Annotated in this window: 13 protein-coding genes; 9 read left to right on the top strand and 4 right to left on the bottom strand. The window is 51.6% G+C overall.

Annotated elements, in window-relative coordinates; all coding sequences use genetic code 11:
• The first annotated feature begins 162 nt into the window (after positions 1–162).
• The 9 genes from aroF to HMPREF1039_RS03320 all read left to right on the top strand — a co-directional run bounded on the left by aroF (position 163) and on the right by HMPREF1039_RS03320 (position 8,705).
• Positions 163–1,182: a 3-deoxy-7-phosphoheptulonate synthase gene (gene aroF, locus HMPREF1039_RS03360; RefSeq protein WP_007391040.1), complete on the top strand. Its 1,020-nt coding sequence runs from the start codon at positions 163–165 to the stop codon at positions 1,180–1,182.
• 9 nt (positions 1,183–1,191) lie between these two features.
• Positions 1,192–2,070, top strand: coding sequence for a prephenate dehydrogenase (locus tag HMPREF1039_RS03355; protein ID WP_007391028.1), 879 nt, complete (start codon positions 1,192–1,194; stop codon positions 2,068–2,070).
• Positions 2,057–3,118, top strand: coding sequence for a 3-dehydroquinate synthase (gene aroB / locus HMPREF1039_RS03350; RefSeq protein WP_007390996.1), 1,062 nt, complete (start codon positions 2,057–2,059; stop codon positions 3,116–3,118). The genes HMPREF1039_RS03355 and aroB overlap by 14 nt, the downstream gene beginning before the upstream one ends.
• Before the next feature lie 7 nt (positions 3,119–3,125).
• The gene (aroA, locus tag HMPREF1039_RS03345) at positions 3,126–4,406 is read left to right on the top strand and encodes a 3-phosphoshikimate 1-carboxyvinyltransferase (protein WP_039891742.1); all 1,281 of its coding nucleotides are present in this window, start codon (positions 3,126–3,128) and stop codon (positions 4,404–4,406) included.
• A 1-nt stretch (position 4,407) separates the two neighbouring features.
• Positions 4,408–5,502, top strand: a complete 1,095-nt coding sequence (gene aroC / locus HMPREF1039_RS03340) for a chorismate synthase (RefSeq protein WP_007391015.1) — start codon at positions 4,408–4,410, stop codon at positions 5,500–5,502.
• A 2-nt stretch (positions 5,503–5,504) separates the two neighbouring features.
• Positions 5,505–6,362 (top strand): prephenate dehydratase, encoded by an 858-nt coding sequence (locus tag HMPREF1039_RS03335; RefSeq protein ID WP_007391047.1) that lies wholly within the window; start codon positions 5,505–5,507, stop codon positions 6,360–6,362.
• Complete coding sequence (locus tag HMPREF1039_RS03330; RefSeq protein WP_007391027.1) at positions 6,325–7,146, top strand: shikimate dehydrogenase family protein; 822 nt, start codon at positions 6,325–6,327, stop codon at positions 7,144–7,146. Before HMPREF1039_RS03335 ends, HMPREF1039_RS03330 begins: the two co-directional genes overlap by 38 nt.
• Positions 7,133–7,636 (top strand): shikimate kinase, encoded by a 504-nt coding sequence (locus tag HMPREF1039_RS03325; protein ID WP_007391001.1) that lies wholly within the window; start codon positions 7,133–7,135, stop codon positions 7,634–7,636. The genes HMPREF1039_RS03330 and HMPREF1039_RS03325 overlap by 14 nt, the downstream gene beginning before the upstream one ends.
• Before the next feature lie 103 nt (positions 7,637–7,739).
• Positions 7,740–8,705 (top strand): D-alanyl-D-alanine carboxypeptidase family protein, encoded by a 966-nt coding sequence (locus tag HMPREF1039_RS03320; RefSeq protein ID WP_007391039.1) that lies wholly within the window; start codon positions 7,740–7,742, stop codon positions 8,703–8,705.
• A gap of 103 nt (positions 8,706–8,808) precedes the next feature.
• On the opposite strand, the gene HMPREF1039_RS03315 is transcribed toward HMPREF1039_RS03320, so the two are convergent.
• The 4 genes from HMPREF1039_RS03315 to rbr all read right to left on the bottom strand — a co-directional run bounded on the left by HMPREF1039_RS03315 (position 8,809) and on the right by rbr (position 12,790).
• A complete protein-coding gene (locus tag HMPREF1039_RS03315) occupies positions 8,809–10,029 on the bottom strand; it encodes a YadA C-terminal domain-containing protein (RefSeq protein WP_007391033.1) in 1,221 nt (406 codons plus the stop codon).
• A gap of 244 nt (positions 10,030–10,273) precedes the next feature.
• Complete coding sequence (gene panB, locus HMPREF1039_RS03310; RefSeq protein ID WP_071585842.1) at positions 10,274–11,128, bottom strand: 3-methyl-2-oxobutanoate hydroxymethyltransferase; 855 nt, start codon at positions 11,126–11,128, stop codon at positions 10,274–10,276.
• A complete protein-coding gene (locus HMPREF1039_RS03305; RefSeq protein ID WP_007390991.1) occupies positions 11,052–11,972 on the bottom strand; it encodes a Rossmann-like and DUF2520 domain-containing protein in 921 nt (306 codons plus the stop codon). The genes panB and HMPREF1039_RS03305 overlap by 77 nt, the downstream gene beginning before the upstream one ends.
• 281 nt (positions 11,973–12,253) lie before the next feature.
• The gene (rbr, locus tag HMPREF1039_RS03300) at positions 12,254–12,790 is read right to left on the bottom strand and encodes a rubrerythrin (protein ID WP_007391020.1); all 537 of its coding nucleotides are present in this window, start codon (positions 12,788–12,790) and stop codon (positions 12,254–12,256) included.
• Positions 12,791–13,061 lie beyond the last annotated feature (271 nt).

Below are 13,061 nucleotides of genomic sequence, written 5' to 3'. Positions count from 1 at the left end.
GTACAACAAATTCAATATACAGATACTGAACATGAGAAATCTTCCGGGCATAGCGCCTTGCAGGTCGTAGACTTACAGGGAATAAGCAAGAGAGCATTATAAGGAATGGCGAAGCGGACTCATGAGAGTCCGCTTTTTTTTTGGAACAGGAGGAATGGCGCCATGATTATTGTCATCAAAGAGGGGACAGAGGCAGAGAAAATGGAAGCATTACAAGAGGAATTACGTACACAGGGTGTAGAAGTTGATGTGAGCAGAGGGAAGCGGAAAACATTATTGGGGTTAATCGGTAATACTTCCCGTATTAATCAGAGCCATGTAAAGAGTCTGGATTTTGTGGAACAGGTTATTCGCATTGATGAGCCGTATACGCGGGCGAGTCGGGCTTTTCATCCGGAAGATACGGTGGTGACGTTGGCGAACGGGACACAAATAGGCGGTAAAAAATTGACGGTTATGGCCGGCCCGTGTTCGGTGGAAACGCCGGAACAAATGACGACGTTAGCCGCGCATATGCGGAAAACGGGCGCGGCAGTAATGCGCGGCGGCGCATTTAAACCGCGTACTTCCCCTTATTCTTTCCAAGGGTTAAAAGAAACCGGGCTGGAAATGTTGTGCCGGGCGGCAAGAAAAGAAAAGTTGCCGGTTGTGACGGAAATTATGTCGGCCGATAAGTTGGATGTATTCTTGCAACAAGAGGTGGATATTATTCAAATCGGCGCCCGCAATATGCAAAACTTTGAGTTATTGCGGGCTGTAGGGAAGACGCGTAAGCCTATTTTATTAAAACGCGGCTTGAGTGCTACTATTGAAGAATGGCTTATGGCGGCGGAATATATTATGGCCGGCGGTAATCCGAATGTTATTCTTTGTGAACGCGGTATTCGTACGTATGAAACGTATACGCGGAATACGTTGGATTTAAGTGCCGTATTGGCGGTGAAACGACAAAGCCATTTACCGATTATTGTCGATCCCAGCCATGCTACGGGAAAACGCTGGATGGTACCGGCATTGGCCAAAGCCGCTATTGTCGCCGGGGCGGACGGTATTATGGTGGAAGTGCATAATAATCCGTCAGAAGCGCTTTGCGACGGCGAAGAATCCATTACGCCGGACATGTTCGACGAGTTAATGCAATCCTTACGACAATTGGCGCCGATTTGCGGCCGTGAATTATAGAGGCGTCCTATGGAACAAGGAAGCAGCGAGTTTAATCGGCACCGGATCTTCGGCATTATAGGGATGGGATTAATGGGAGGCTCTTATGCGAAACGATTGCGACAAATAGGAGTACAGGAAATTATCGGGGTGGATATATCCGCACAGGTTTGTGTACAAGCCGAGAAAGACGGCTGTGTGGATCGGGCGAGTACGGATCCGCGGATATTGCGACGTGCGGAGGTCGTGATTTTTTGTTTACCTGCGGCGGCTATGGTGTCGTTTTTGCGACAATATGGAGCGGTTTTCCGGGCGCATGCCTTACTGACCGATATTACGGGGATTAAAGAGCCCCTCGTACCGGCTGTTCGTCAGTATGTGCGCGCCGATTTGGACTTCATCCTGGCACATCCTATGGCCGGCAGAGAAGGCAGCGGGTATGCCGCTTCCCGTGCCGATATATTCGACGGCGCAAATTACATTATTGTACGGCGGGAAGAAAATACGGCGGCTCATTTGCGGGACATCGGGCATCTGGCTCGGGCCTTAGGCTGCGCACATATTGTGACGGTTACGCCGGCCGTGCATGACCGCTATATTGCCTATACGAGCAATTTGCCGCATATACTGGCCGTTGCGCTGGTAAACAGCGCGGGACTGCATCGCCGCGCCGCTTATTTTACGGCGGGCAGTTTTCGGGACGCGTCTCGGGTTGCCGATATTAATGCGCCCTTATGGACCCGGTTATTGTTGGCGAATAAAGAAAATGTGTTACATGAAATTTCTTCGTTTCAAGCCTCCTTACAAGGGCTGACGCAGGCTTTGCGGGACGGTGATGAAGACGCGTTGCTGACGCTTTTGGAAAAGGCGGGACAGCGAAGGAGGGAATGGCTGCATGAAAGAAATTAACGTGCCTTTAGAAAAAGAGACGTATTCTATTCGGATTGAACGGGGATTGTTGGACCGCTGCGGGGCATTGGTTTCGAACGTTACCGCGGCACGGCATATTGCCGTGATCAGTGATGCGCAGGTGGATGCGTTATACGGACAACGGTTGGAAAATACGTTGACGGCCGCCGGAATACACGTGGTGCGACTGGTATTTCCGCAGGGAGAAAAAAGTAAATGTGTCGATCGGTTGGTGCAATTATATGAGCAATTGGCCGCCGCCGAAATTACCCGTGACGATTGTATTATTACGCTGGGAGGCGGGGTCAGCGGCGATTTGGGAGGATTTGCGGCCGCCACTTTTTTACGGGGGATTCCGTTCATTCAGATTCCCACGACGGTTATTGCGCAAGTGGACAGCAGCGTAGGCGGCAAAGTGGCGATTGATTTACGCAGCGGCAAAAATCTGGTAGGCAGTTTTTATCAACCGTCGGCCGTATGGATTGATCCGGATTTATTGCAAACGTTACCGCAGGCATTTATACGTGACGGCATGGGGGAAGTTATTAAATACGGATATATTCGGGATATCCGCCTGGTGGAACGGTTGGAAGCTTGGAATGAAACGACGCTGTCTTCCCATTGGGAAGAAATTATTGCCGCCTGCTGCACTATTAAGGCGGCTGTCGTGGCGGCCGATACTCGCGATACGGGAGAACGACAAATTTTGAATTTCGGCCATACGATCGGGCATGCGGTGGAAGGATTTTATGGTTTCGGTACGTATACGCACGGACAGGGCGTCGCGATCGGCATGTCGCGGTTAACGGCGCGGACGGAAGCTGCGGGCATGACCGAAGCGGGGGTTACGAAACGGTTGCGACGGCTGTTGCAACGATATGGATTGCCGATTGACGTACCGGCTTCGGCAGAGGAATTATTACCGTTTATTAAACATGATAAGAAACGTCGCGGACAGATGATAACGCTGGTTGTTGTACCTCGGCCGGGAACGTGTCGATTGGTTCCGATCGCGTTATCGGAGGCGGCGCAGTATATCGGAAAGTGAGCCCGGCATGCAGATGGAATTGACAGCAAACACTTGGGACGGCGCGATTCGGGTACCGTCCTCGAAAAGTATGGGACACAGGCATCTTATTTGCGCCGCTTTAAGCCGCGGTACGAGTACGGTGCAGGGCGTTTCGCCCTCGCAGGATATAGAAGCGACCTTGCGTATTTTGCAAGCGTTGGGGGTGCGGATACATACGGATACGGACGGTACACACTGTACGTATACGGTGACCGGCGGCATGCGCTCTTTCGCCGACACGGTTCTTTGTGATGCCGGAGAATCGGGATCGACGTTGCGATTTTTATTGCCCCTTGCCGTGTGGAGCGGCAATACGACCCGGTTTATCGGGCGCGGGCGATTGCCCGAACGGCCGTTGCAACCGTATTATTCTATTTTTCAGGCACAACATATTGCGTTTCACCGGGAAAACGGCTCGTTACCGCTTACGGTACACGGCGTATTTCATCCCGGGACGTATGTGTTGCCGGGCAATATGAGTTCGCAATTTTTTTCAGGTCTGTTATTTATGTTGCCTCTATTGCGGGGAAATTCGGAACTACGCAGTACGACTCCGATAGAATCGGCCGGTTACCTTGCGTTGACCTTGGATTGCTTAGCCGCACACGGAATAGAGGTGCAGCGGCAGGCAGAGGACGGGTATTTTATTCGGGGCGAACAGTCGTATCGTGCCGGGTCGTATACGGTGGAAGGCGATTATTCGCAAGCCGCTTTTTGGTTGGTGGCCGGTACGTTACAGGGCCGGGTGGTTTGTAAGGGCTTGCAGCCCCGTTCCCGGCAGGGCGATAAGGCGATTATCTCCTTATTGCAAGCCATGGGAGCGAACCTGCACGTCGTGGGCGATACGGTACGGGCGGAAACTTCTTCTTTGCACGGGATTGCGGCGGATGTTGCGGATTGTCCCGATTTAGTTCCCGTTTTGGCGGCCTTGGCGACGCAGGCGCAGGGCGTTACGTATTTATATCATGCCGCACGTGTACGATTAAAGGAATGTGATCGCTTACATGCTATGACAGTAGAATTACAAAAATTGGGAGCGCACATTGAAGAAACGCCGGACAGTTTGCGCATTGTCGGGAAGACTTCGCTGCGCGGCGGTCGGGTATACGCCTGGCGGGACCATCGCATTGCCATGGCGTTGGCCGTTCTGGCGGCGTCTTGCGAGACGCCGTTGCAGTTGGAAGGCGCAGAGGCGGTACAGAAATCATATCCGCAATTTTGGCAGGATTTTCAAACATTGGGCGGTTCTTGTCGTCAGGAGGCGTAACGTGAATACATTCGGACAACATATACATATTACTCTTTTCGGAGAATCACACGGTGCCGCCGTCGGTGCCGTGCTGGACGGTTTGCCGCCCGGTGAAACGGTGGATTGGGAGGCGGTGAAGCGGGAAATGGCACGGCGCGCTCCCGGGCAAAGCGCCTTGACAACGGCTCGCCGGGAAGCGGATGCTTTTCAGATTGAAAGCGGATATTTTGAGGGACATACGACGGGAACGCCGCTATGTGTACGCATACAAAATACGGATACGCATTCGCAGGATTATGCCGGCTGGCGGCAGCGCATACGGCCGGGGCATGCGGATTATACGGCACAAGTCAGGTATAGAGGCTGCCAGGATTATCGCGGCGGCGGGCATTTTTCCGGACGGTTGACGGCTCCTCTGGTGTTTGCCGGCGCTATAGCCAAACAAATATTGGCCGGGCAGGGTATCCGTATTGCCGCGCATATACAGCAAATCGGTGATATTCGGGATGACTCTTTCCGACCTGTAGGGGAAGAACCGGCCGTGTTGAAGAAACTGTCGTCTGCAGCTTTTCCGTTGTTGCACGAAGACCGGCGGACCGCGATGGAAGCGTGTATTTTGCAAGCTAAACAAGAAGGGGATTCGGTAGGCGGTATGGTGGAATTGATGGCGCAGGGGATTCCGGCCGGTTGGGGCGATCCTTTTTTCGGTTCTGTAGAGTCGGTATTGGCCACACTTTTTTATGCCGTTCCCGCCGTCAAAGGGGTGACCTTCGGCAGCGGCGCGGCGTTTGCCGCCATGCGCGGTTCCCAAGCCAATGATGCCTGGTATTATGAAGCGGGAAGATTGCGGACCCGCACGAATCACAACGGCGGCATTAACGGCGGCATTACCAACGGTATGCCCCTGCTTTGCCGCGTGACCGTCAAACCGACGCCGTCTATTGCCCGTGTGCAGGAAACGGTCGATATAGAGGCGCAGACCGCCTGCACAATACAAGTGCCGGGACGGCACGACCCTTGTATTGTGCCGCGGGCCGTACCCGTTTTGGAGGCGGTATTGGCCTGGGGTTTATTGGATTTATATCTCGGCAGCGATACGTATAGAGGTGCATGAGGATGGAGAAACTGGCTTGTTTTGGAGGTCCCGGTTCGTACAGTCATTTAGCCGCTTTGCAACAGGACGATATATCGTCGGCGGCGATTGTCTTTTATGATACATTTGCCGCCGTTATCGAAGCGGTGGCCCGGAAAGAAGCGTGTGCCGGGATGGTACCGGTGGAAAATTCTTCGACCGGCAGTATTACGGCCGTATACGATGCCTTACAAGAATCGGGTTGTCGAATCGGCGGAGAAATTTACATTCCCATTCATCATTGTTTATTGGCGTTGCCGGGAGTGGAAATGGATGAGTTGCAATCTATTTATTCGCATGCGCAGGGATTGGCGCAATGCGGGAAATTTATGCGGGCGCATCCTCGTTGGCAAGGCATTGCCTATGGCAGTACGGGACGCAGTGCGGCGAAAGTAAGACGGGACGGCATTCGCAGTCAAGGGGCGATCGGCAATCGGCAAGCGGCGATTCGGTACGGCCTTCGCATACTGGCGACGGATATTCAGGACAATACTACAAATTATACGAGATTTTTACGCATTTGCCGGCCGCCGTCCGACTTACGGGACGGCAATAAAATGACACTGGTATTGACAGCGCCGCATGTACCGGGAAGCTTGTATCACATTTTAGAAGTTTTTTATGCCGCCGGCTTAAATTTGACCCATTTGGAATCACGCCCCATATACGGACGTCCGTTTGAATATCGGTTTTATGCGGATGTGGTCGGACGGATGCCGTCGGATATAGTAAAGCGCTTGGAAAAAACGTGTGAATATGTACAAAGTTTGGGGCAATATGAGGAGAATACGGGAGGTGAAATACATGCGATTCGGTCTCATCGGGGGAACGTTGGAACATAGTTGGTCCCCGGTTATTCATGAGCAACTATTTTCGTTGGCAGGGGCGGCCGATCTTCATACGTATACGGCGGTACCGTTGGGAGCGGAAGCGGCGGATACCGCCTTATGCCGATTGGAAAGGGCCGGGTTTGTCGGCTTGAATGTTACGATTCCATATAAGACCGCCGTGATGCCGTATATCCCGCATATAGCGCCGGCAGCGCGACATATAGGGGCCGTCAATACGATTTATTTTACGCCGCAAGGCCGATATGGATATAATACCGATTATGGCGGCTTCGGTCGGGCCTTGACGGCGGCGCATTGGGAAACGGCGCGAAAAAACTGTACCGTTTTGGGAACCGGCGGAGCCGCACGGGCGGTGGTACAATATTTGCGGGATCACGGTGCGGACGTTACCGTTCTTTCACGGCATCCGGAGAAACAACGCGCGTTTGCGGCCTTTTGCAAGCGTTGCGGCGCGACGCTGACGGATTATTCTTCTTCCCGCGGCGGCGATATGCTGATCAATTGCACGCCTGTCGGGATGTTTCCCCGTACGGAAGAGATGCCGGCAGTACCGCAATTAGATGGTTATGCGGCGGTTGCCGATTTGATTTATAATCCGTATGAAACGCGATTGTTACGGCAGGCCCGCATACAGGGAAGTCGCACGTTGAACGGGATGTATATGCTTATTGCCCAAGCGACGGAGGCGGAAGAAATTTGGCAGCAACGGACGTTTCCGCCTGCGTGGACGGAACGAATTGCGGCCTTTATGGAGAAGAAGTATGGCGGTAGATAATATTATTTTAATCGGCATGCCCGGTTGCGGAAAAACGACGTTGGGAAGAAAATTGGCCGATAGGTTGGCATGGCCGTTTCGGGATACCGACAGGGTGGCGGAACGGTTATCGGGACAGAGCGTAGCGGCGTTATTTCAAAGGGGCGAAGCGTATTTTCGGGACTGGGAAACACGTGCGTGTCGTGTATGCGGCGGGGAAACACATACGGTTATTGCCTGCGGCGGCGGAACGGTGCTGCGCCCGGAAAATATGCAGTGTTGGAGTCACCGGAGTGTGATTATTTGGATCCGCCGGCCGTTAGCCTTGCTGGCGACCGCCGGTCAGGTTGAAACGCGGCCGCTGTTACAGGGAAACAAAGAAACCGTATATTCTTTATATGCGCAGCGGCGCGGCTTATACGAACAGTATGCACAAGCGACGGTGCGGAATGACGGGGAGGAAGAAACGGCGTTGCAACAATTGACGGCATGTGTAAAAAATCGCCTGTAAGGGCGATTTTTTTTCGCCGTACGAACGGGCGGGAGCGATTGACAGCACCGCCTTTTTGCTTAATAATAAGACGTACTATGAACTGAAGTAAGGAAGTGGCAGTATGAAGTGGTTATATAAGGGAAAAGTATGTCTTGCGGTGCTCGGAGTATGCGTATGGATGGCGGGGGGCGTCATGGGGACGGAAGCATTTTCCGTGCCTTTGCCGGAAGTTTCTTCCCCGACGGCGGAGGCGGAACCGGTTACTGCCGCCGAGAGTGCCTGCTTATTGGATGTGAATACAGGAAAAATTTTATTTTCTTATCATGGCAATAAATGGGTGCATCCGGCCAGTACGACCAAGATTGTTACGTTGTTGACGGCCTTGGCGCAGGGACGGGAGCGATTGGAGCAACCGCTGTACATTTCCCGACAGGCGGTAGAAACGGAACCGTCCCGATTGGGGCTGGCGACTACGGACAAGGTGTCCGTACGGGAAGCGCTGACCGGGATGATGGTGGTTTCCGGCAATGATGCCGCCGTGGCGGTAGCCGAAACGTTGGGCGGATCTGTACCGGCCTTTGCGGATATGATGAATGGGCAGGCCAAAAAAATGGGCGCAACTCATAGTTTATTTTTAAATCCCAACGGTCTGACACAGGTTCATCATCACACGACGGCTATCGACATGGCACGGATGGCCGCTTACGGCATGAAAAATTATGCGGAATTTCGGGACATTGTAGGGTTAAAATCGTATACCATGAAATATTTGGACGCGCATAAGCCCAAAACCGTGTATACTACGAATCGGTTTTTGCGCAGCGGCTATATCGGCGCCGACGGCATTAAAACCGGATACACCCGGGCGGCGGGGCCTTGTTTGGTGGCTTCGGCGACCCGTAACGGACATACGTTGATCGTCGCCTTGTTTAATGACGCCGCTCGTTGGCAGGATGCCGCCCGGATCTTGGATTACGGGTTTCGGCATTTGCCGCAGGAGCGGTTTGTACCGAACAAAGAACGTCGTATACAACCGGGGATGCGCGGCAAACGACGCGGGCGCTACGGAAAATTGCAACGTGTATAAGGCGGCTAAAGACGGCCTGCGCGTTCCGCAAGGCGCAATAAAGGGCATGGCTGCAGGGATATGCAGCCATGCCCCGAGGGTTTTTACAACGGCGAAGGAAAGATTAACGAACGGCTTGCAGTTGTAAAAGCAGTTGCTTGTGGCGAGCCGATTCGGCTTGTAATTTTGCCAGCGCGGCGTATAGTTCTTCTATCCGGGCGGACGGTTGCGCGGTTGCGTGTTCGCGTCCTTTTCCCAACCGTACGGATGCGCCGAAGGTGTAGGCATTGTCCGCAGCGGCGAGAGAAGACCCGAAACTGAACAGCATATCCCGGTTCGGTTGATAAAAAGCGCCCATGGCTACGGCATGTTCGTTTTTATAGGAACCGGTCGCAACCGAAAGACTCCATTTCGCATTTTTATCAAAGGATAGAGGACGTAAGCCGGATACGGCCGTGACCTTGGCCAAGCCTTGACGTGTGTGGTGGCGTAAGGTCTGCAGGTCGGTTTGCAAGTCCGTAACCGTACGCAGGTTTTGTACATGGAGTTGACGGATTTCCCGGGTGTCCGCTTGGGCGGCTTGGGCGGTTCGGTTTGCCGTTTCGGCCGTTTGGCGGATCGCTTGGGCGGTTTGTTGTGCCGTCGTCGCGGTTCGGGCAGCGTCTTCGGCACTTTGTCTAGCTGTTTCCGCTGTTCGGGCAGACGCTTCGGCACTTTGTTTAGCTGTTTCTGCCGTTCGGGCGGACGTTTCGGCACTTTGCTTTGCCGCGTCGGCGTTCTGTTTTGCCTCTGTTGCGGTTTGTTTTGCCTCTGTTGCGGTTTGTTTTGCCTCTGTTGCGGTTTGTTTTGCCTCTGTTGCGGATTCTTTAGCCTCCTTGCTGATGGTGGTGGTGCCTTGGAATAGGTTTCGATATTTTTCGTCCGTGCCACCTAATTTGTTTTCTAATTCGGATACCTTGCGGGCGGACGTTTCGGCACTTTGTTTAGCCGTTTCCGCGGTTTGGGCGGACGCTTCGGCACTTTGCTTCGCCGCGTCGGCGTTCTGCTTTGCCGCGTCGGCGGTTTGTTTAGCCTCTGTTGCGGCTTCTTTAGCCTCCTTGCTGATGGTGGTGGCGCCTTGGAATATTTGTTGATATTTTCCGTCCGTGGTGCCTAATTGTCTTTCCAAGTTGGATACCTTCTCTTTATGTTGCGTCAGGTCTGTTTGCATGGTTTGTACTTTTTGATCGATGGCATTTACCTTATCTAACGCTTGGGTCGCTTTGTCGTCCGGCGAATCGGCGGTAACGGTAGCATACGAACAAAGGGCGGTAAAAATGACTGCTGCTGAGATAATTCGTTTCATGTATAGTCCTCCTGAGAAAAAGAATCATAGATATGATTAGCATTATACAGAATAACCGGATGAAAAAGCAATATATTATGAATGTGAAATACGCATACTCTATACGCAATCGGTATACATGTTGAACTGTATCGGTCGGGCAGTCGGGAAGACATAAAAAAAGAGCTCCCCCGAGATGGATACGCGAGGGGAGCTCCCATATAACCCTGCCGTTCACCGCTATAGGAGGAAGGGAATGGCGGGTTTAATGCAAGGCGGAAGCGTCTTTTTGTATGGCTTGTAAGACGTCATCCGCCATAGAAAAGGTATGTTCTTTTTTCGGAAAGGTCCGATTTTTGACGTCTTCAACATAGGTGCGTACGGCACCGGTAATCATGGTATGAAGGTCGGCATAGGTTTTAGAAAATTTGGGACGAAAACCGCCGCTCATGCCTAATAAATCGGTGCAAACCAATACTTGGCCGTCGCAGCCGTTTCCCGCGCCGATGCCGATGGTCGCCGCTTTTTTCAGGGAATGTGTCAGTAAGGTTGCCAAGTCGGCCGGTACACATTCCAACACAATGGCGAAGGCGCCCGCATCTTCCAGCGCTTTGGCATCCTGCAGCAGTTGTCGCGCCGTGTCTTCTTCTTTTCCCTGGACACGAAAGCCTCCCAGTTGGTGAACCGATTGGGGCGTCAATCCTAAATGCCCGACGACCGGAATCCCGGCGGCGGTGATTTTATGTACCGCTTCGCAAACGGCTTCGCCGCCTTCGAATTTTACCGCATCACATTGGGCTTCTTTCATCATGCGTCCCGCATTATATAATGCCTTGGCGGGGCTTTCCTGATAGCTCATAAAAGGAAGATCGCCTACTACCAGCGCATGTTTCGTACCGCGGACAACACAGGCGGTATGATGAATCATATCTTCCATGGTAACCGGTAAGGTGGAGGAATAGCCCATGACGACATTGCCGAGCGAATCGCCCACAAGAATCATGTCGATTCCCGCTTCATCCACATTTTGCGCCATGAGTACATCATAGGCGGTGATCATGGAAATGGGAGTGCCTTCTTTTTTCATTTTGCGAATGGTCAGGTTGGTTATTTTTTTCATGATAATCTCCTTTTGCCATCGCCAGGATAGAGCCGATTTGTTCATACTGTTCTTTACAAATTGTTCCGTTGCGGAGCGCCAAGGCCGCAGTTTTCATTCCCGCTTCGCAGTATAACGGACGTAAGGATTCGGGAAGTACGGCGAGATGGCGTGTCAGAGTTGTTCGATCGCCGCGGGCAATCGGTCCGGTCAGGGCTGTACGCCACAGAGGCGCGGTTTTTATGTTTTCTACTGTTCCTTTCAGTAAGGGAAACAGCGCTTGCGCCGCTTCTTCCGGACGCAGCCAGGAGCGAAACAGCTCTTGTGCCGTCGCGGCCATGGTTACGACATAATTGGAGGCAAAACAGGCGGCGGCATGATAGGCGGCGCGTTCCGCTTCCGGTACGTAAAAGCTGTGCCCGCCGAGTTGTTGTACCAGACGGTTGCCCGCTTTCCGTGCGGCCGGTTCCCCGTCGACGGCGAAATACGTGCCGCGAAAAGCATGATTGCGCGGTGTGTGAATACTTTGCAAGGGATGCAAAGCGCCGATACAATATCCCCGGTTTTGCCAGGGTTCTAAAATATGTACCGGCAGGGCGCCGCTGCAATGAAAGACACAACACGGGTGTGCGGCATCCGTCGGCGGGCGGAGGGTCGGCAAGACATCGTCCGGTACGGTTAATAAAAGCAGATCGCATTGTCGGGCGATCGTACGCGGCGTAGCGGCCTGTACTTGCCAAAGACGCGCCTGTTTTCGGGTTTTTTCCGGTGAGGAAGCGACAATACGGATTTCGTTTGCCGGGTCACGGAGAGATAATAAAAAAGAAACACCCATATTTCCGGTGCCCATAATTCCGATACGCATATTGACTCCTTACAGAGACAGTTTGAAAGATGGTAATGCAGCGTGGTTATGTTTCGTCCCGGTCTGATGATCCAAGCGATATGACACTGTTTTATGTGGAAGACGAAAGACTGTCGATACAGATATACGTATTCCGTTCGACCTTCGACTTCATGTGAATTGTATCACAAAAGAGACGGATATACAAGAAAAAAGAAAGAAAGGAAGAGAAAAGGTAAAAGAAAAAGAAGTGCCTGTGAGGAGCAGGCACTTCTTTTTAGGAGGAAGAGAGAGGAAAAGACTTAATAGTTTTCTTCGCGAATTTCAAAAAAGGATTGCGGTACGGCGCAAACGGGACAGACTTTGGGCGCTTCGTCTCCTTCATAAATGAATCCGCAGTTGCGGCAAACCCAGGTTTTCTTTTCGTCCTTTTTAAAGACTTTATCATTTTTTACATTTTCTAAGAGTGCCAAGTACCGTTCTTCATGATGGCGTTCAATTTCACCTACTTTTTCAAAAAGAAAGGCGATTTTGTTAAATCCTTCTTCTCTGGCTTCTTTGGCAAAGGTGGGATACATATCGCTGCGTTCATAATGTTCGCCGGCGGCCGCATCGGCCAAATCATTAATGGTATTCAGTTTGTCGCCATGTAAGAGACGGAACCAGAGCTGTGCATGAGCTTTTTCGTTGCGTGCCGTTTCTTCAAAAAGGGCTTTAATTTGTTCGTATCCCGATTTTTCCGCTACTTCCGCATAGAAGGTGTATTTGTTACGGGCTTGTGATTCACCGGCAAAAGCGGCTTGTAAATTTTTTTCTGTTTTGCTTCCTTTTAATTCCATAGTGTGTACCTCCTGTACCTGTGTATGATAAAAAATTTGTACTATACTGTTCTATTGTAAGGGAAGAGGTTGGCTTCTCTTTACAAACATAGTATAGCACAACAAAAATGTAATATCAATAGATAATTTTTATTTTTTAATATTTTTATTTAAAGATAATGACTATTAATTATTAATATGGAAAAATGATAGTGCTGTAGGGATGTATGGCAAACGGTAAGTGTCGGTGCAAGCGGTAATATACATAGAAAAATGAATCATACCGGCGTAT

This window comes from Megasphaera lornae (genome assembly GCF_000214495.1).
GTDB lineage: Bacteria > Bacillota > Negativicutes > Veillonellales > Megasphaeraceae > Megasphaera > Megasphaera lornae.
Note: the sequence above shows the minus strand (reverse complement) of the source record. Positions and strands in the feature narration are given on the sequence as shown.

Bases quoted from the DNA above. Each gene is read 5' to 3' on its own strand.
- aroF (WP_007391040.1), top strand. From the start codon at position 163: ATGATTATTGTCATCAAAGAGGGGACAGAGGCAGAGAAAATGGAAGCA.
- HMPREF1039_RS03355 (WP_007391028.1), top strand. From the start codon at position 1,192: ATGGAACAAGGAAGCAGCGAGTTTAATCGGCACCGGATCTTCGGCATT.
- aroB (WP_007390996.1), top strand. From the start codon at position 2,057: ATGAAAGAAATTAACGTGCCTTTAGAAAAAGAGACGTATTCTATTCGG.
- aroA (WP_039891742.1), top strand. From the start codon at position 3,126: ATGCAGATGGAATTGACAGCAAACACTTGGGACGGCGCGATTCGGGTA.
- HMPREF1039_RS03335 (WP_007391047.1), top strand. From the start codon at position 5,505: ATGGAGAAACTGGCTTGTTTTGGAGGTCCCGGTTCGTACAGTCATTTA.
- HMPREF1039_RS03330 (WP_007391027.1), top strand. From the start codon at position 6,325: ATGCGATTCGGTCTCATCGGGGGAACGTTGGAACATAGTTGGTCCCCG.
- HMPREF1039_RS03325 (WP_007391001.1), top strand. From the start codon at position 7,133: ATGGCGGTAGATAATATTATTTTAATCGGCATGCCCGGTTGCGGAAAA.
- HMPREF1039_RS03320 (WP_007391039.1), top strand. From the start codon at position 7,740: ATGAAGTGGTTATATAAGGGAAAAGTATGTCTTGCGGTGCTCGGAGTA.
- HMPREF1039_RS03315 (WP_007391033.1), bottom strand. From the start codon at position 10,029: ATGAAACGAATTATCTCAGCAGCAGTCATTTTTACCGCCCTTTGTTCG.
- panB (WP_071585842.1), bottom strand. From the start codon at position 11,128: ATGAAAAAAATAACCAACCTGACCATTCGCAAAATGAAAAAAGAAGGC.
- HMPREF1039_RS03305 (WP_007390991.1), bottom strand. From the start codon at position 11,972: ATGCGTATCGGAATTATGGGCACCGGAAATATGGGTGTTTCTTTTTTA.
- rbr (WP_007391020.1), bottom strand. From the start codon at position 12,790: ATGGAATTAAAAGGAAGCAAAACAGAAAAAAATTTACAAGCCGCTTTT.